The organism is Flavobacterium taihuense, from assembly GCF_019351435.1.
In the GTDB taxonomy this organism is placed as follows: Bacteria; Bacteroidota; Bacteroidia; order Flavobacteriales; family Flavobacteriaceae; genus Flavobacterium; species Flavobacterium taihuense.
In genome coordinates, this window is record NZ_JAHWYN010000006.1 from 127,081 (window position 1) to 146,834 (window position 19,754).

Annotated in this window: 13 protein-coding genes; 4 read left to right on the forward strand and 9 right to left on the reverse strand. The window is 38.5% G+C overall.

Annotated features, from left to right (window positions below):
- Positions 1-12 precede the first annotated feature (12 nt).
- The 6 genes from KZH69_RS08600 to KZH69_RS08625 all read right to left on the reverse strand — a co-directional run bounded on the left by KZH69_RS08600 (position 13) and on the right by KZH69_RS08625 (position 8,628).
- Positions 13-894, reverse strand: a complete 882-nt coding sequence (locus KZH69_RS08600; protein WP_219317029.1) for an ORF6N domain-containing protein — start codon at positions 892-894, stop codon at positions 13-15.
- Positions 891-2,981 carry a type IA DNA topoisomerase gene (locus tag KZH69_RS08605; RefSeq protein ID WP_219317030.1) on the reverse strand — a complete coding sequence of 697 codons (2,091 nt, stop codon included), beginning with the start codon at positions 2,979-2,981 and terminating at the stop codon, positions 891-893. Before KZH69_RS08605 ends, KZH69_RS08600 begins: the two co-directional genes overlap by 4 nt.
- Before the next feature lie 6 nt (positions 2,982-2,987).
- Entirely contained in the window at positions 2,988-4,439 is a 1,452-nt protein-coding gene (locus KZH69_RS08610) for a DUF3945 domain-containing protein (protein WP_219317031.1), read from the reverse strand.
- Between the two features lie 90 nt (positions 4,440-4,529).
- Positions 4,530-4,832, reverse strand: coding sequence for a helix-turn-helix domain-containing protein (locus KZH69_RS08615; protein ID WP_219317032.1), 303 nt, complete (start codon positions 4,830-4,832; stop codon positions 4,530-4,532).
- Between the two features lie 501 nt (positions 4,833-5,333).
- On the reverse strand, positions 5,334-6,167 hold the full coding sequence (locus KZH69_RS08620; protein ID WP_219317033.1) for an RteC domain-containing protein: 834 nt from the start codon (positions 6,165-6,167) through the stop codon (positions 5,334-5,336).
- Positions 6,168-6,198: 31 nt separating this feature from the next.
- Positions 6,199-8,628 carry a bifunctional aminotransferase class I/II-fold pyridoxal phosphate-dependent enzyme/GNAT family N-acetyltransferase gene (locus tag KZH69_RS08625; protein WP_219317034.1) on the reverse strand — a complete coding sequence of 810 codons (2,430 nt, stop codon included), beginning with the start codon at positions 8,626-8,628 and terminating at the stop codon, positions 6,199-6,201.
- Between the two features lie 224 nt (positions 8,629-8,852).
- Between KZH69_RS08625 and KZH69_RS08630 the strand changes: the two genes are divergently transcribed.
- The 4 genes from KZH69_RS08630 to KZH69_RS08645 all read left to right on the forward strand — a co-directional run bounded on the left by KZH69_RS08630 (position 8,853) and on the right by KZH69_RS08645 (position 12,153).
- Entirely contained in the window at positions 8,853-9,236 is a 384-nt protein-coding gene (locus tag KZH69_RS08630; protein WP_219317035.1) for a DUF7793 family protein, read from the forward strand.
- Between the two features lie 33 nt (positions 9,237-9,269).
- Positions 9,270-10,187, forward strand: a complete 918-nt coding sequence (locus KZH69_RS08635) for a helix-turn-helix transcriptional regulator (protein ID WP_219317036.1) — start codon at positions 9,270-9,272, stop codon at positions 10,185-10,187.
- 111 nt (positions 10,188-10,298) lie between these two features.
- A complete protein-coding gene (locus tag KZH69_RS08640) occupies positions 10,299-11,777 on the forward strand; it encodes a DoxX family protein (protein WP_219317037.1) in 1,479 nt (492 codons plus the stop codon).
- A 109-nt stretch (positions 11,778-11,886) separates the two neighbouring features.
- Positions 11,887-12,153 (forward strand): DUF6520 family protein, encoded by a 267-nt coding sequence (locus tag KZH69_RS08645; protein WP_219317038.1) that lies wholly within the window; start codon positions 11,887-11,889, stop codon positions 12,151-12,153.
- 69 nt (positions 12,154-12,222) lie between these two features.
- Here the strand turns inward: KZH69_RS08645 and KZH69_RS08650 are convergent, their stop codons facing one another.
- From KZH69_RS08650 to KZH69_RS08660, 3 genes are read right to left on the reverse strand one after another with little or no spacing between them, the layout of a single operon-like run.
- The gene (locus KZH69_RS08650) at positions 12,223-14,874 is read right to left on the reverse strand and encodes an alpha/beta hydrolase family protein (RefSeq protein WP_219317039.1); all 2,652 of its coding nucleotides are present in this window, start codon (positions 14,872-14,874) and stop codon (positions 12,223-12,225) included.
- Between the two features lie 9 nt (positions 14,875-14,883).
- The gene (locus KZH69_RS08655) at positions 14,884-16,302 is read right to left on the reverse strand and encodes a RagB/SusD family nutrient uptake outer membrane protein (RefSeq protein WP_255557701.1); all 1,419 of its coding nucleotides are present in this window, start codon (positions 16,300-16,302) and stop codon (positions 14,884-14,886) included.
- Between the two features lie 17 nt (positions 16,303-16,319).
- The gene (locus KZH69_RS08660) at positions 16,320-19,346 is read right to left on the reverse strand and encodes a SusC/RagA family TonB-linked outer membrane protein (protein WP_219317040.1); all 3,027 of its coding nucleotides are present in this window, start codon (positions 19,344-19,346) and stop codon (positions 16,320-16,322) included.
- Positions 19,347-19,754: the final 408 nt, after the last annotated feature.

The following is a 19,754-nucleotide window of genomic DNA, read 5'->3' on the forward strand; positions in this document are numbered from 1 at the left end:
TTTAGAATTTTGCTAAACGGCTAAAATTTGGAGCATTCTGCCTACCTCAATATCCATTCTCGAAAAGGCGAACCATTTTTTACCCAAGTCTTTTAATGATGCTCCGATATGGTAGAGTTCGGTATTATCAATTATGAGAAAACGGTCGTGGGCATTAGAAAAAACTTCAACTTCAACTGGAGGGTACTGGCTGTTGAATCTTTGCACATCAAGCCGCAACTGATTACTTATACTTTTGGTATAGATTGTTGCGGTAACATTATTATTTCTCTTACCCAATAAGATAAGCACTGTGTCATCCACATAATTATCAATCAAGAGAATGGAGTTGCTGGCACTGCGGATAATATCAGAGACAAAAGTATAGGCATCAAAAACTTGACCGTTGTAGAAAATTCCTTTTTCGCTGTGGAGCTTGTCGCTTTCCAGTGCCTTAAAGATTTCTTCAAATTTCTGGTCTGATTCTGCCTGTTTCAATTCTATCTTATCCAGTCGATGAAACAAGCCTGCGTTATTAACTAGCATCTTACGCATTTCCACAAAGGCATTCATTATCTCGATGCTTACTTTTATGGCAATATCACTACGGAGTACCGCTGAAAGCATCGCAATTCCTTGTTCGGTAAAAGCATAAGGCAAATAACGCCTTCCCCCATAATTCAAACTTGAGGTCACAAATTGTGACCTCAAGTTTATAGTATCAAATTCATCCTGTTTCAATTGAAAACAAAAGGATTCAGGAAAGCGGTCTGTATTTCGCTTTACAGTCTGATTGAAGACTTTGGTTTCTACATGATAAATCCTTGCGAGATCACTGTCGAGCATAACCTGTTGTCCTCGTATAGTATAAATTCGGTTCTCAATATCCAGACTAGTAATGATAGAATTGCTCATTTTGTCTTCGGAAATTTAGATTTTTCAAATTCAAAAGAGCTTTCGGCTTTATCATTCAATATGATATAAGCATCGAATTCCTTTCCGGCTTTGCTTTTCATTCCTTTTATAAGAGAGGTTCTCCTTTTGTTCACAAGACTTTCAATATCAGCTATACCAATTTGCACACCACACACATTTCGGAATTGTATCCAATTACAAACCTCATCAGGACATTTGACAATTTTATCCCTAATAATCAGTTGCCTATTTTTGCATTTGGGGCAGTCAAGCATGGCTAGATTTTCTTGCGCAATGACAGTTTGCAACAATTCATTGGTAATGGATGTAGCATAGTTTTCCATTTCCTTCTGGAAGGTATCTACGTTACTTTCGTTGTTTTCTATTTTCTGTAAAATCAACTCCCATTCGGCGGTCATCGCTACGTCTGCAATCTTTTTATCTTTTATAAGTTCATACACCTGTAATCCTTTTCCGGTAGGTATCAGGGATTTCAATTCCCTTTGGATATAATTACGGGTAAACAAGGTTTCGATGATGGCAGCCCTTGTGGCGGGTGTACCGATGCCAATGCTTTTTAATGCCTTGCGCTCTTGTTCGTTCTCTATTTCCTTTCCCGCAGTTTCCATAACTGCTAAAAGCCCTGCTTCTGTATAAAGCACAGGAGGCTTTGTTTTCTTTTCCAGCACCCAAGCGTGTTTGATTTTGAGTTCATCACCTTCTTTCAGCTTGGGCAATTCCTGCACTGGTTCAGCATCATCATCTGAAAAACTGCCTTTGATCGAACGCCAGCCTGGTTCCAATATCTTGCAGCCTTTCACGACAAAATCATAATGCAAAGCCTGTAAAGTAATATCGGTTGTCTCTTTTGTGCAAGCTTGTGAAATTGCTTCCAGTATTCGAAAGGCAATCATATTGTAAACGGCATTTTCCTTTGCCTGTAATGCCGAAGGGATTCTGTCCGTAATGAGTAGACCATGATGATCTGTAACACGAAGATCATTCACGATACGTTTATTGAAAGTCCCCCATTTCACTTTGGTTACTGCTTGCTTGAAGGTTTCCATATCCTGCAAAGCCCTGATAAGATTGGGAATCTCTGCCCACAGATCTTCAGGAAGGTATTTACTTCCGGTACGCGGATAAGTAATAAATTTCTTTTCATACAGGCTTTGGGCAATGTTCATGGTTTCTTCAGCCGTGAGGCCTAGCTTTTTATTAGCTTCCTTTTGCAAGCCTGTCAGATCAAACAGCAGAGGCGGTTGTTCCGTCACGTATTTGTTTTCTGCGGATGTGACCATTGCAGTATTCCCGTTTCTTCCAATTGATTTCAACGCATCTTCCGCTAGCTTTTTATCTTCCCATTTGTTTTTGGACAGGCTTTCAAAGTCAGTGAACTCTTTTGTATGGGACAACTGTATCTGCCAATATTTCTGTACCGAGAAGTTCTTATTTTCCAGATAGCGCTTACATACCAAAGTCAGTGTAGGGGTCTGTACTCTACCGAGTGAATAAATACCATTTCCTGCGGCAATCGAGAGTGCCTGCGAAGCATTGATCCCCACTAGCCAGTCGGCTCTGCTCCTGCCCTGCCCAGCCTGATATAATCCGTCAAAATCACTTCCGGGTTTTAGGTTCTCAAAACCCTGCTTGATTGCTTTTTCGGTTAGCGAACTAATCCAAAGGCGTTCAAAGGGCTTGTTGCATTTCAAATATTCGTAGATGTAACGAAATATTAGTTCACCCTCACGTCCGGCATCGGTTGCGACAATAATTTTTTCACTACGGTCAATGAGCTGTTCAATAACTTTCAGTTGTTTTAATGCTCCCATATCTGCCGTATAATCTTTGTCTTTTTTTACCTTGCGCACCCTAAGTAAAAAGGGATTCGGCAGTATCGGCAGTGATGATTTCTGAAATCCGGAAATGCCGTAATCTTCCGGCATACCCAACCCCACTAAATGTCCAAAAGCCCACGTAACATAATAACCATTACCTGTCAAATACCCATCCTTTTTTTCAGAGGCTCCCAATAGAACAGCTATTTCCCTAGCGACACTTGGCTTTTCTGCAATAACTACTTTCATCACACATTACATTTTACGTCCTTTGGATTTGGCAGGTGCTTTGGTTGCTTCCTGTTCTTCTTGCTGTTCTTTGCTGTCGGGATTTTTTTGACCCGATTTTAAAGGCTCTTTGATATTCTTGGTTGCTTCATTGGTTTTGCCCTCAGAATTGACCGCCGTCTGCGTTTTATAACCTTCAGTAGGTTTCGCCTGTTCTTTAACCTTATTCGGATTTTGGAAAGAGAAGTCTATCTTATTAGTTTCCTTATTAAAGGTGATGTAACCATTATATTCTTTACCCTTCTTATCTACCAATCCACTAACATAAATAGTCTGACCGTCTTTGAACTTTTGGTACTGCTCATTATCAAGTTCCTTATCTCTGAAAATTTTAGGAGCTACCTGCGATTGGTTTTGCTCATTGCCTTGTATCTGCTTATTGGAGTTCCCCCTGTCAAACAGGAACTCTACAAATCGTTTATCTGCATTGAATTGTACGGTAGCATCAAACGGAGTTCCTTTCTTGGAAACCATGCCTTCTAAATAAAGTGGTTTGCCTTCCAGTAAGGTTTGCTTTTGTTCTTCGTTCAGTTTTATCCCTTTGATTTCCTCAGGAACTTTTATAAAATCTGTACGCAGTGCCACTAACTCATTGGTCAGCCTGTCTATGCTGACAATAGAGGGAATGGCCTCATTCGTTTTTGGATTTGTCAGATTGACCACACGGCCCATATTGCCTGTTTGGAGCAGGTTGTTTTTATCTTCCTTACTGAACTCATGACCGAAAAAAGCAAAATTCAGGTTTGGCTCTTTGCGGATCCCATGAATGGCAACCACTACCGCCCCTTCATCATTTTGTTGCAGAGACAGCCGTGCATCCATACGGGTAACGGCAGTGCCAAGATTAAGGCTTACAGGTACAAGTTCATTCGTTTTAAAACCTCTTAATAAAGGATCAAGCACGTTCATTTTTTCAAGTTTTTCTTTATTCAGTCCAAGATTGTTCATTGTTTCCCAGTCAATCTGTTCTGGTTTGTAGCGGTATTCGCCTGTTTCCGATGTTCTCTGTGTTGTTTCCATACTATTTTTATTTTCTTGTTTATTATTTTGACTAGGTTCTGCTTTCACTTCGTGTTGCTTCATTAGTTCTTCTCCTGCAGGTGTTGGGTGATTTACCTGTTTTTGCATTTCTTTTGCCATATTAATAGCCAATAGTGCAGGAACTTTAAAAAATGAGAAATTGGTAGGGTTCTTCAGCTGACTGAAGAAATTGGAGAAGAAGTTGGAAAAGAAATCACCCTGCTTATCCACTCGCATAAACTGGTTGTGGTTTTTCTTTGTAGGTTCGACGGTTTCCAGCTTGCCATTTTCATCAATGCCCTTTACAGCCTGAATTTTCTTTTTCTCTTTATCCAGCACCAATAATATCTCGGATAATTGTTCTGGAGATTGAGACTTATCTAAAGTTTGTTCGCTCATAATTTGAAATTTTTGAATTCGACATCGAAAATAAAAGAAGCTTTCACAGTTTCTTATTAACGGGCATTCCTTGGCACTATTTGTCCCCCGCTAGCTTTTTACTTTGGGCATTGGAGCGCTAAAACTTTCTCTGACAAATTGGTGTACATCAGATAGCTTATAATAAATTTTCCCACTAATTGTATAATAAGGCAGCTTGCCGGAAGAGCGGTAACGCTGCAGGGAGCGTGTACTTATCTTAAGCATCTGCAAAACATCTTGATTGTCCAACAGCTCTTCTCCATCAATAACAGCAAGTTGGTTTTTATCTACGTTTACTAATTCCATAAGGATATCGAACCGCTCCATTATTCGCTCCATCCAAGCCATAAATTCTATTCTGTCAATATTCATAATCAATATTTTAGGTTCAAGACATAGTATGCAGCAATTCTTCCAATAGAGGTACTGCTTAGTATCTTTTTACAAAATTCAGTAGCTTTTGTTAGATTATATCCCAATGGCTTTCGTAGTACGGAAAAAATTTAACATTTAAAATTCGTAAAGTCTTGGTTTTACTGGGAGATTTAACTCTAAAAAAATAATGTTCCCTTATTCTGTTTAAAATATTCTCTTTTGTAAACTCAATTATTTGTCTGATTCTGTCATAAAAAATGAGTCAGGCACGATTCCTGTCTTAGATGGATACTGATTAGTCTATTTTTACAAAATTTAGTGGCAATTATTGGATTTTATCCCAATGCGTTTCGTAGTACGGGAAAAATTAACATTTGAAACTTGTAAAAACTTTTATTTTACTGGGAATTATTCTTTGATTGATTCTAGCATAAAAAAAAGCAGTATATCCTTTTTCAAATGAGGATTTACTGCTTGTGAGTTTTCGTAGTTACAACTTTACTCTTGGTCTTCTCTGGACATTTTTTGTTGTAGGTTTAAGGTTAGTTCTTCCAGAAATTTTGTCTTACTGCTTTTACGAGCTTTGATTTCGCTATAGGTTTTATAGATATTATCTAGTTTGATGTTGAAAAAATCTTCAAATGATGCTGTTATCGTATTAATATCTGCCGCACCATAATTAATTGCCCCATTAGAAAACAAGGCATAAATTAATTCTGTTAAAGCTGTTTTTGGTCCTGTCCATACCAATACTTTGTGTTTTTTTTCTTCAAATATTTCAGAATCATCGACTTTTAGTCTTTTTAATGCTTGGCGGATGTAATGAATGAATCGGTACATCGCTTTTACTTTTGCCCATAGCATGTCTTGCGATGTTGAAAATTCGGGGAACTGGTAGTAATCGGTCATAGGTGTAAATGGAAAATTATCACGATGGTTTCTGGTAAAGAATTGATGGTCCAGGTAACAGTATCCTTGTTCCATATAATGCACAAAATCGGCATTTCTGTAAAAGAATTTATTGATTTTTCGCAATTCTTTTTGGAAGAACTGAACTTTATAGGTGTTACCCGCTTTAGGCATTCTTAGTTCGCAGGAACGTACTTCTGTAAAATAAATCAATAAGCTCATAGGAACAGGTTTGATGTTTTTGAAAAAATCAATTTCCTCAGGAACCGTATTGAAATCATTTTTATCCACTATCTCTTTTAAGTTAGTTAATGTTTTATTACACAATACAATTCCATTGCAAGCCTTATTTTGCATCGTTTCGTTTGATTCTAAAATTTCATTGCAGACAGCATTAAATGAGTCAATCGATTTTTTAAACATCTCTTTAAATATTAGTTGTCACATACTTTCGTCATTTTGCAATTGATTTGTAATCATTTTGCAAAGTATTCATCAGTTCCATTGCGTAATTGTCTCTTGCCTGAACATAAGCTACTTTTGGAATTACCCTAGCTCCTAGTTTTCTTTTTTCAAAGGAAGCGGACACGCCAAAGTCTATTTTTTGAAACTGTAGTGCAGAAGCTCTTTTTATCGTTTGAAATAACAATTGTCTGTAGAGTTGGTATTTTTTTGCCCATTCATAATCCATTCCGATTAATTCTGGGACGTATGTATGAGTATTGTTTTTGTAACAAAACATAATTCCTACAAATGGATTTTCTATTTCTGTTTTCAAAGCTAATAGTATGAACTCCCAGTTTTGGCTGTCATTCATATTTTCGAAAACTTCTTGGGTATATCTAAATGTATTGATCGCATAATTATTATCTTTTACATTTCCGTAGAGTTGATATGCTCTCTCTATTTCTGATTTGCTTAATTTATCTTTTATTTTAACATCATAATATTTTTCGTAAGGTTCTATCTCTTTATTGAAATGCTTCCGTGACCGGGGTGATAACCCATTGGCAAATTCCTCATTACTATTCCATATTTGACTTTGCACTTCACAGGATTCCGGCATGTCTATTTTGAAATACCCTTGATCCAGTATTGTTTTGTTGTAGTTGTTACCTTCATCAAAATCTCTTAAAACCAGCATATCAGCATTTAGTGCATTATATTTTTCTTCTACTTTATCTAATAATAATTTTAATGCTTTTTCCACTAAAGGATGTTGCTGATTGATAAAACAGTGTTTCCCTTCTGTAAATAAAGAACCCATGCTCAATACTTTTGAGGTGAGGTATAGAGGATTTATTTTTCTTATTTCTTCCAAATGGATGGAGACAGATTCTGTTGCCAGCATATCGTCTTTCCAAAGTCCATAAGTAAAAAAGGTCATTAATATTATGTTGTCTTTGTTGTCTTTAACGGTGTAATAGTAAAAATCCCATTGATTAGTTGGATCTGGATGCCGGCTGAATGTCTTTTCCAAATAAGCCATTCCATCCCAATCGAAAATATTTTGTTTCCCCATATATTCATCCCATTCAGATTTTTCGATATCCTGAATGGTGTTTTTTTCTTCGATAAAAAGCTCCTGCTCTTTTGATTCTGTAATCTTGTCTGCTTTTCTACTGTCTATTCCAAAAGCTTGTCTGATTTTATTTTCACTGTTATTGGTTTCCTCCAAAGCTTTAGGAAAATGAAATTCCATTGCTTCAGCCAAGGCTGAAATGTCCTGTTGCTGATTGTGACTGGACAGCGTAATTCTAATTCCAGTATTCTTGATTGGTACAGCAGGATAAATTCCTAAATTCAGGAAAAAACCTTCCTTAAATAAACGCTGTACAAAATTATAAGCCGTTACGGGTGTGCCCATTCCCAAAAAGAAAACAGGGGAATCGTTTTTTGAAATTATGGGAAGATTTCCTTGCGCCAGCAATTGATTGAAACAGCTAATTTTATCAGCTAAGTCTTTTTGTCTCAACTCTATTTCAGGAGATAAATGGATGTCTGCTGAAGCAATTGCAGCCGCTACAGATGCGGGTTCTAATTGAGCCGAAAAAGTCAAAGGACCTCCAAAATTTTTAATTTTGTCTCTCAGTTTTTGGTTCCTGCAAAATACTGTTGCACCACTCGCTCCAAAGGTTTTGCTTAGAGTGCTCACTACAATACAGTTTTCAGGTAATTCTTTAATAGCATCAAAAACAAAACCAGTTCCGTTTTTGCCTTTCCAACTCATGCCGTGAACATCGTCAAAATAGAGATTAAGACGAGGGTATTTTTGAGTTAAAGCCAATAATTCCGAGATGGGCGCATAATCACCAAACATGGAATATACTCCATCAGCCATATACCAAATTCTATTGCATCTACTGGTTAGCTGTTTTATTTTGTTTTCTAACATTTCCAAATTGCTATGCCTGATCATTTCTACTGGAATACCTCGCAGTTTTAAAAGCTGGCATGCATTCTGGACGCTCCAGTGTACCTGATGATCCATTATAACTGCATCTTCATCTCTTATTAATGTTGGAATAACCGCTAAATGACCTAACGTGCTGTTCTTTGTAATAATTGGAGGTATACCATACATTAATCCAATTTTTTGCTCTAATTCATTGTAAAGTGGATGTGAAATATATGATTTTGAAAGTGGGAATTGTGTGCCATAATTTTGTATGGCAGCTATAGCGGCTTCTTTCAACCGAAAATCCTGTTCGAGGCCCAGATACCCCGTTGTTCCAAAATGAAACATTTCTTTTCCCTTGATTTGAATTGTCCTGCCTGTTAAAAAATGGTCTTCAGCATATAAATGCAAAATGCCTTCTTCTTTAGCTCCAGATAAAACCTCATCCACTGTATCGATAAAGTTATTGTGTTTGATTTTTGCCATTGGTTAGTTCTCTTTAGATGATATTTAAAAAATAGACATATAAAAGTCACTATAAAAAATGAAAGTTATTTCATCTATTAGTTCAATACTCCCAATATGACAAGCCAAAGTCCCAAATTGACAACTAAAACACCGAATTGCAACAAATAATCCCAAATTGGCAACTGCCTTGTTAATAGATGTTTATATTTTTGTTAAATTACAACACCCTAAATTCATAGAACATGATTGCAGCACATGATCTTTATGAAAATGATTTTGCCCGGTTTTGGATTACCGATGGTATTCTTTTTTTTGAATATAAACCTAATATCATTATTGATCTGAAGGTAGCACAGTGTGTTGTAACAGATCGAATTCATTTTCAAAATGAAAAAGCATATCCAGTTCTGTGTGATATTCGTGGTGTTATAGCCACCAAAAAGTCTGGGAGAGATTATTTGGCACAATCTGGCTCTATATTGACACATGCAGTTGGTCTGCTTGTGCATGAAAAAGTATTGTTGACGATTAGTACTTTTTATGTAGAAATTAGTAAGCCCAGTGTGCCTACTCAAATTTTTACAAATGAAGAGGATGCTCTGGTTTATCTTAAAGGGTTTATTTAGTTTTATAGAAAGAAAAATTAAAAGTTAAGTTTTATGAAAGCGCACAATGAAAACCGCATTGTTACCATTCATCAAATGTTATTTGAGATGGCACGCGGCAATTTTAACAGTAGCATTCCTTTAAGTTCCAATGAGGACGAATTGGAAACGCTAGTTGTTTTAATTAATATGGTTGCGGAAGAAATGAAAGAATCTATTTTTCAAGTCGGCTATGTAAATACCCATAGGACACATCAATTTATAGCTCAAAGCACATTAGTTTTGGATGGCTCTTTTATAATCAAAAGCTTTACCCCTGAAGTTACTTACTTTTTAGGTTATTCTGAATCTGAGTTGATAGACCTACCTTTGGCGGACATTATTACTACAGCTTCTTTTAAACAATTTCAAGACGTACTCGATGTAAATGTTTCTTTGCCTACAACTATTGTATTAGATTTCACACCTAAAGAACATTTGCCTGTTTCTATTTCTTGTACTATTGGAAGGTTAGTTAATAGTTCGGAAATTATATTAAATTTTGTTACTCCTGCCCGACAAGATTCTTATCGTCCTTTGATGTACGAAAATGAAAACGATAAACATAATAAAACCCGTAAAGCTGATGCGCTTTTGATCCAGAAACTCTATGACTATATATTAGCACATCTTGAAGAACCGCTTCCATCTTTAAAAGAACTTTCATATGAATTTGGTACCAATGAACGCAAATTAAAAGATGGCTTTCGTCATTTTTTTAAGACCAGTATTTACCAGTTTTATAATGATGAGCGTTTGAAAAGAGCTTATTTTATGATTGAACATACTACAATCCCTTTGAAAAATATATGTTTAATGAATGGTTTTAACAATTATCCCAATTTTTCAAAATCCTTTAAGAAACGATTTGGTTTTTCGCCGTACGAAATGAAGCGAAATGAAACCAGTTTTAATTCCCTCTTGGAAGATTAAATTTTAGTTTTTAAACTTTACCCGTTTTAGGCAAGTTTTGCTCCCAATAAGACAAGTGTTTTGGTTTTGGAATTCAGAATTTTACTTTGTAGAACTAAAACCTATGAAGCTATGAGATTGAATACCAAAATACAGAACCTGTTTTTAGAGTTTACTTGCTTGCTCTATATTATACTTTTTGTTTATGCGGCAGTCAGTAAACTATTGGATTTTGAAAACTTTCAAGCTCAGTTGGGTCAATCTCCGCTTTTAAGTCCATTTGCAGATTTTGTGTCTTATTCCGTAATTGTTATTGAACTGATTATTGCTGTTTTACTGAGCATCCCCAAATTAAGATATTTTGCTTTATGGGGAGCTGTTGCATTAATGAGCATGTTCACTGCTTATATAGTTATCATACTCCATTTCAGCTATTTCGTTCCCTGTTCCTGTGGCGGTATACTAGAGAAATTAGGATGGACGGAGCATTTGATTTTTAATGTGGTATTTGTGCTTTTAGCAATTGTTGCTATCCTATTGCAAGCGATGAACAACCGCATTCTAATCCAATTATCAGTTTTAGTTTTAGGAAGTGTTTTGATTATTACAGGACTATTTCTTTTCTCGGAAGATATTATGCAAAAGGAAAACCCTTTTATTAGACGCTTTCCGCAGGCAAGCGCAGCGAAAGTAGGTAGCATTGATTTGAGAAATCCATCGTACTATGTTGCGGGTACAGACAAAAACAAAATATATTTAGCTAATCGCTTGGCTCCGCTTCAGATTCTTAAAATTGATTCCAATCTAAAGAATAAAAAGAAGTACACCATAAAACTTGATCGTGAGAATTTTAAATTCCAGGCAGTCGAGGTTCGGGTCACTGCTCCCTATTTTTATGTTATTGACGGCACCGTGCCTGTCATTTACAGAGGTTTGATTTCCGATTGGAAAGCCAAAGTCATCAGTGAGAACCGCTTCTATTTTTCTGACATCGTTTTTATAAATGAAAAGCAAGCAGTCTTTCGTACACAAAATCCGCGCACAGTTGAAAATATTGTGGGAGTTTCCAATAGTTATGAAAGGAAAGATGTGAAGTACAATCCGCAGGTATTGCAAAAACAGCTGGACGGTATTTTTGATACCGACGGGACACTGCAGTACAGCACAACACTGCATAAATTAATTTACACCTATTATTACCGCAATCAATACATTATAACCAATGAAAGCCTTGTTGTGGAACATCGTGGAAACACCATTGATACCACTACCAAAGCAAAATTAAAGGTGTTGAAAATAAAACAATCCGGTGATACAAAATTGGGAGCACCACCCTATATGGTCAACAGTCGCACGACAGTATGGGGCAACTTACTTTTTGTCAATTCCCTTTTGCGCGGCAAATATGAAGGTAGTAAGGTTTGGAAATATGCCACCGTTGTTGATGTGTATGATATATCAAAACAAACCTATGTCTTAAGTTTTTATGTCTATGATGAAGAAGGATTTCGGATGCAGAATTTTTTGGCTTCCGATTCGGCTCTGTATATCATTTCGGGACACTATCTGCTTAAATATGGATATGGAAAAAGAATCCAATCAAGAATCTAATAGAAGCACATAAACAGTATAAAAAGATACCGGCCGGTACAGGAGTAACGATCGAAAACCTGTAAAAAAGAGTAGATCAAATTTTTTATTAATTAAAATCTTTAAGATTATGAAAACAACCATTTTAAGAGCGTTTGTGCTGCCTGTGGCAGCATTTGCTCTTGCCAGTGCTGGTGCGGTAAGTACCAACACTTCGGATGTAAGCAAAACCGATGTTTTGATTCCGGCTTACATTCACAATCTGCCAGTTGACAAATGTCAGGAGGTTCAAGTAAATTGTGCTTCAGGTGGTGGTCCCGCTTGTCTGTATGGCAGCTTTACCGCCTATGGAGGAAACGAAACTTCCTGTAATGAACAATTGCATCGTGTTAATTAGCTTAAGCAGATTTCAATGAAAGGTAATGCAGTTTCCTAAAAAGAAACTGCATTATTTTTTGTCTAATGGTCACTCAACTGATGTTCCTTCCGATATCCAGGACTGCGTTGGTTTCTCTTTCAAGAAATAGTCAAACCATGCCATCATTCGTTTACTTAGATCTGTTTGGTTTTCAGCATTCTCCAATGAATGATCCTCGTCAGGATATGCCAACAGCATGTTTTTTACGCCCAATCTCTGGAGCGCCAAATAATAAGTAACACTCTGATTCCAGGGAATGATTCTATCGTTTTTACCTGCCCACAAAAGTAGCGGGGTTTTTACGTTTTCGGTGTACATAATGGGAGAGTTACTTATATAGGCTTCTTTATCCTCATACAGCGATTTTCCAATGCGGAACTGCTGATTTTCAAATCGCCACATGTCCGATCGGAAATCACCATTCCTGCTGATATTAAAGTAATAGGAAATGATGTCGCTTACACCGGCGCCGGAAACGGCGGCTGCAAAAATGTTGGTCTGCGATATGATAAAATTGGTTTCATACCCTCCGAATGAATGCCCGTATAAACCGACCTTATCTTTATCCACAATGTCTTTAGCAATAACCGCATTGACTCCTGCTGTTACACAATCAACGGCCGAACTTCCCGGATTACCCATCTTGTAGATGATATCGGGCATCAGTACAAAATAACCATTTAGCGCATAATTGGTGACATTAAAACCTTCGGGATTCAAAAAACTGGGATTCACATATTGATGCAGCTCATCGGACATCACATCGTAGATATGCACTATCATCGGATATTTCTTTGAAGGGTCATAATGAGCAGGGTAAAAGAGAGCTGCTTTTAGTTTTTGCCCTTTGTTGTTGGTGTAATACATTAATTCTGATTTTCCAAAAAAATACTCATTTTGCTGCCTGTTGGATTCAAACAGAATTTTGGAAACAGTCTCGTTTTTCTTCCTGAATTCCAGTCTTGGCGATTGACTAAAAGTTTGATTCTGGAAAATATAAGTACTGTTTTTACTTTTTCGGATCTCATCGATTTTACTGGTTCCATATATCAAGGGTTTTTCCCCTGATCGGCTGTTGTAAATATAATATCCAGTTGACCAGTCTTCGGTATTCCGCGCCTCAAGCAATAGCTCTTTGGACAGATCGAAAAGTACTGATTCTCTCCTGTCATAGTTAGTCTGTGAATGCCAGTCAAATTCAATGCGAGGTATTCTAAAAACCATATTTTTCTCACGTCCTCGGGTTAGTCGGGTGCAGGAAGAACCATCAATGGCCACCTGCCAGATATCATTGGCATCATACAATAAAACTTTCTTCCCATCTGAACTCCAGCCCGGATTGCCATAGACCCCAAATTGATGGGGAGCATCAACAGTACTGTAGTTATCCCAACTGGTCACCACTTTTTTGGTCAGATTCGTATGTGCTTTAGCAACAGGATCATAAATCCACCAATTCTTTTCCCGGTAATACAGTATTTTGTTGCTGAAGGGATCAAATCCCATCTGGTTGGGATCAACGGATTGCTTTTTGAGTATCAGCTCCTTGGATCCGTCTTTTAGATTGGTTAAATAAAAATCCGCTTCTTCATAATAGCTCGATTGCAGGCCATAGGAAAATTTATTGTATAAAACAGCATACTGCTGCTGCCCGCTCAACATAATTGCTGGCAGCTCATCATTGCTGATCTGTAAAAACTCACCCGTATCAGGATACCAGCCGGCCACTTTGGGAATATCTCCCTCGGCCTGCTGACGCTGCCGGTCTGCATAAAGCCATTTATCGGTGCCTTTCCAAATTTCGGGAGCATCTGGGTTTTCTGTTGCCTCGGGATTTTTCTTTTTGGCCACCATAAAAAAAACTTTTGTCCCGTCATCAGAAATAGAGAATCTTGTCTCTTTAAAAACTTCCGTATTCTTTGAGCCCATTTTAGAAGCATAATCGAATGAGAATAGTTTTTTATCGGCAATTCTATAATAATTCACGGTAATTGCCTTGGAAAGGGAATCTGTTTCCTGTAAAAAAGCCACTGATTTTGCGCCTTTTTCCCACATCAGATTAAAACAAGAACCGTTGTTTACTGAGACCACAACGCGGGAATACGGCTTAAAATGTATGATCTCTACTTGTTTGTGTCCCGGTTGAGTGCTGGCATACAGTAGTGCATCCCTGTTTTCATTTAAGGCATATCCAGTTACGCCAGCAATACTGTCAATTACCTTCCCATTTTGATTACGGATTCTCATCAGGCTTTTTTCACCATATCCCTTATTCAAAGTGATAATGTACTCACCATCCATAGCCAATTCATACCGCTTAACATGGTTATATACGGCAATTTTGCTTTTCCGCAGCTGCAGTACTTTTAATTTGGATTCCGGAGCCAGAAAAGCAAATAGCTGTTCCCCTCCAAAGTGGCTATCATTCCCATTCGGGAAGACGTAACGTTTATTTTTGTCGGTGCTTTGCACAAATAAGGTATCGCTGTGGTTTTCGTAGTGCATTGCATAACTCACCCATTTTCCCTTTTCGGAAATGGCTTTTACCTCGAGCGTTCCCCACCTGTCGCAATCTTTCTCGGTTAATGGCTTCTTTTGTTGTGCCTGCCCCAGTATGGAACAGGATAACAACACTAAAAGAAATAGATCCAACACCAAACTCGAACATTCGAAATCAATTTTTCTTTTGAATAGTATCATGACTTTAATTTAATATCCCGGATTTTGCGGATTCAGGTTGGGGTTCGAATTGAGTTCAAGCGCCGGCAATGGCCATAGGGCATCGTTGGTATTCCAGCCCGTCTTGGAAGCGGATAACACTTGGTCGAGTTTTCCGGTTCGTTTCAAATCAAAAAAACGCTGCCCAAATTCAGTAAACAGCTCAAAACGCCTCTGATTGAGAAGATCAGTTATAATTTCCTCAGCGGTAACCGCAGTTGTATTGGTAAGTCCCGCCATAGTTCTAATTAGATTTAGATCCTCCTTGGCGCCAATTAGATCACCCTGATATGCTCTGGCCTCGGCACGGATGAGGTATTGCTCCGCCAAACGAAACACAACGGAATATTCCATCGAGCTTGGGGTAGTGGATTGCTGTTTGTATTTAGAGGCATGGTACCAAGTTGAGACTCCATCGGTCACCTCAGTAATCCAATGTGTTTTTCTCTGGTCGCCCTGCTCAAAAGCATTTACAAAATCAGGCCTAAGCGCCACGCTGGGTGGTGGACCAGAAGTAAATATGTACAGACTCCCTTCGGCAGTATTACTGTCGGCGGTGTTCGGCATAAATTGCCAGATGGTCGTGCTGCTTTCTTTGAGAAAGATTTTATCCAAATCCATTTCCCAGATATATTGTGGATTATTAATCACGGCAGAGGCTACATTGGAAGCTTCGGGATATAGTCCCATATATAAATAGACCCGTGCCAAAAGTGCCTTGGCAGTACTGCGGTTGGGAATAATACGCTCGGGCGAAACATAATCCTCCGATAATAATTCGATAGCATTATTTAAGTCTGTAACAATCAGGTCATACACTTTGTCGTGCGGCATTCGGGATACTTTACTGTTCAGCAGATAATCCGTTGTGCTGATATAGGGAATATCGCCATAGAGATTCAACAGATAAAAATGAAGTAAGGCTCTTATAAAAAGGGCTTCTCCCTGCAATTGATTTTTATCTGCTTCCGCTATGGCAGTGGAATTGTCCAATCCTTCAAGAACCGCATTGGCACTATAAATCTGGCTGTAACTCTTATTCCAGATATCGTTTACCCCAAGATCACCGGGAAATAACGAATTGGTATAAAAATTACTGACAGAATATTGGTAGTAGTAATCAAATTCATCGGCGTAGAGGCCAAGATTACAGGAAACACCGTTTGAATTTCCAGCTAATAAGCCGCCATCTCTCATTTTGGCATACAAACCCGCCATTGCGGCATTAGCCGTTCCTGCATCTTCGAATACTGTTTTGGCTGTCAGCTGCGAAGCAGGAAGATCTACCTCCACATAGCTGTCGCAGCCAGCCAGTGTCAGGCATACCGCTATAAGGAAACAGCTGTCAGCAGTCAGCTCTTTAGCACTTTTATGAAGCATCTTTTTAAAAATAGTAAGTATATATATCATGGCTGTATGTATTAAGGTTAAAAAGTAAGCTGTACGCCTGCGGTAATTATTCTTAGCGGAGGCAAGTAGGCTGTATATTTAAATTCGGGATCACCGCCTTTGTATGGGGTAAATGTTAATACATTCTGTCCCAGCAGTGACAGTTTGCAGTGAACGCCTTTTATGGTCTGCAGCGGCAGGTCATAGCTCAGTGCAATATTTTTTAACCGAATGAAAGATGCATCAACGATAGGGGCATTACTGTCCAGATAGTTGTAATAGGCATTTATGGCATCCCCATTTTCACCCGTTGTATTCATTTGAAAAGAAACCTGATCTCCTGCATGCTGCCATGCATTAGCCATGTCCGAATGCTGATTGAAAAAACTGCCTCCGGGAACATTTGGATTGTAATCGTAATTCTGCTGTTTTACAAACTGGAACAGAAAATCAAGGTGCCAGTTTTTATATTGAAACTGATTTTCAAAACCTCCAAAATATTGAGGAGTGAGATCCATAACGGTCTTTTTATCTCCCAATGAAGTAATCATGCCGTCCTTATTGACATCTTCCACTTCATAGAGTCCCGTTTGTGGATTGACACCCTTGAACTGATACGTCTTTACAATACTGGTCGATTCCCCGATAACGTATCGGTTTGAATAGGTAGAACCTTCGAGTCCCGGAAAAGAGAGCAGTTTATTATTGGAAGCGGAAATATTAAAGTTGGTTGACCATTTAAAATTGGCGTTTTCAAAGTTTACGGTTCTAAGGGTAAATTCCATACCCAAATTTTGAACCGTTGCATTCAGATTGGCGTTAATGGAACTGAATCCCGTCGTACCAGGCAAAGGAATTCCAACCAGCTGATTGGACGATTTATTTCTGTACCAAGCCAGCGTAAAGAATATTCTATCACTTAGAAAGCCCATTTCCAATGCAACTTCCAATTTTTTATTGATTTCCCAACTAAAATCTGGATTGTAGAGTCGTGTAGGATCCAAACCGATAGCACCATTATAGTTTAGACCAGAGGATGTATAAGTATCCAAATACTGGTAATCCCCTATTTGATCACTGCCCGAACTCCCATAACTCGCTCTTAGCTTTCCAAAACTCAAAACGGTGTTTTCCTTGAGGAAATTTTCTTTTGAGAACAGCCAAGCAGCACCTACAGCTCCGAAAGTGGCAAACTGCTTGCCTGGACCAAATCGGCTTGAACCGTCCCGTCGCCCGGTTAAGTTCACAATGTATTTCTGATCCCAGTTGTAATTAAGTCGTCCAAAAAAGGCCTGATATTTATAAAGGGTTTCATCGCTTACATAAATGGATTTTTGCGTGGCCGAAGCGATGTCTGTAATCTGGCTGTTACTGGCAAAACCATATCCGAACTGGTACAGCCTTGAAGAAGTTTGCTGCTGCGCCGTCCCCCCCACCAGTATGTCAATTTTACTGATACCGAAATCATGGTTCCAGCGAAGCTGCGGTTCCACAATCCATGATTTTCTCTGGGTATTGTTGGTAAATAAGGATGAATAGCTGCTTCCGATTTGGTAAGCGGGATCGTACATCGTCGAAGGCAATAGCCGCTGTTCAGCATTTTTTAAATCCGTTAAGCCTAAATTGGCCTTTAGTTCCCAACTGGGGGATATTTCATAACTAAGTACGGTATTGGCAATAAGATCATTTGTTTTTGCAGTGGTGATGGCGCGAAGCGCTGCCAATGGATTTCTAAAAGTACTGTTTTCAAAATTCAGATTACCGTCGGCATCATATAAGGCGGGGGCATTTGGAGCCAGATTTCGTGCAGTGCGGCTAATATCGGTTTCAGGCTGTAAATTGTCTTGAGCCGTATAGCCTGTTGAAAAAGTGAGTTTAAATTTTTTATCTTCACTCCTATGATTCATGCTAAAATGGACAGCCGCTTTATCGTACTCAAAATCTCCTGGGAGCACCGTAGTTTCAGTATGGTACGTGCCACTGAGCAGGTATTGGGTTAAATCGGAACCGCCAGATACGGATGCCTGCATATTGGTGATTATCGCAGTTCCGCCCAAAAGTTCCTTCTGCCAATCGGTATAACGGTTTTGATCCCAAGTGCCGTTAATATCATAAGCCCAATCGGGATAGTTCGTAACAGCATCATTGGCAAAACCCTGTCTTCTCATTTCCAGATACTGCTGGGTATCCATCAGGTCTATCATTTTGGTGACTTTTCCAATTCCTGACGAGGCGGAAACTGTTACAGAGGTTTTTCCTGCCTTACCTTTTTTGGTGGTAATCAGCACTACCCCATTGGCACCGCGTGAACCGTATATAGCAGTCGCATCGGCATCTTTGAGTACTTCTATACTCTCAATATCATTAGGGTTAATACTGTTTAACGGACTCGTGGGCGTAGGTATTCCACTAGTAGTATTGCTATATCCGATGATTTCTGAAGAATAAGGTACGCCGTCGATAATATACAATGGTTCATTCCCTTCTTCACGAAGGCTGTTGAGTCCACGTATCTTAATCTGAAAACCACTTCCCGGCGTTCCTGTATCCTGCGTGATATCAACTCCAGCCATACGACCTTGCATAGTGGCAAGGACATTGGTAACGGGCTGTTTCTCGATGTCTTTGGTGGTTATTTTAGAGATACTTCCGGTTCGTTCGCTGTTCTTTACTGAATAGTACCCTGCATTAATTTTAACCTCCTGCAGTTTGGTTGTGTTTTCCTGAAGACTAATATTGATGGTGCTACGTCTTTGCACGGAAACTATTTGCGTTCTGTATCCTATATATGAAAAAACTAAAATGTCTTCTGATGAGGCAGAAAGGGTGTAATGACCATTATAATCCGTTACGGTGGCAATTGATTTCCCTTTTATCGAAATGCTCACACCAGCTAAAGGATTACCACCATCTGTGACAGTTCCCTGAACTTGAAACTGTTGAGCAGTTCTTAGATTATGCCGTAGTGAATTTTTGGCTTGTATAGGGGAAAAAGACAGGATGTTACCCATTAAAAACAGGAAACAAAAAGCCTTTCCACCCATAGATAATGAAAAATTATTCATAATATTGGGTTGGTTTAGTAAAATGTTAGTTTTATTAGCTAGGTCCTCTATACAAGTTTTGCCGGCGAGTTAGAGGGCCATTTTTTTATTGTGCCACTAAGGCACAAAGGTTTTTTATTTTTTTAATTCATAGGCATTTAATTTTAAAGGTTTATTAAAAGGAAAAACATCTGCCGTTGCCTGTTGCAGCCAGACGGTGGCAGTGCTTTTCCCAACTAATTCAGTAAGTGATATTGCGAGACTTTAAATGATGAAATAACGCTAAGAATAAAAGTTGAGTTTTGCCTAAATAAAGGGCATAAAAAAAGGCATGGAACTCAGCTTACTGCGTTAGAGGTACTGGTATACCGAGCAACAATAAGTGAGCCCACGCCATAGGACGTGAGCATCTTACTTATTATCTCGTTG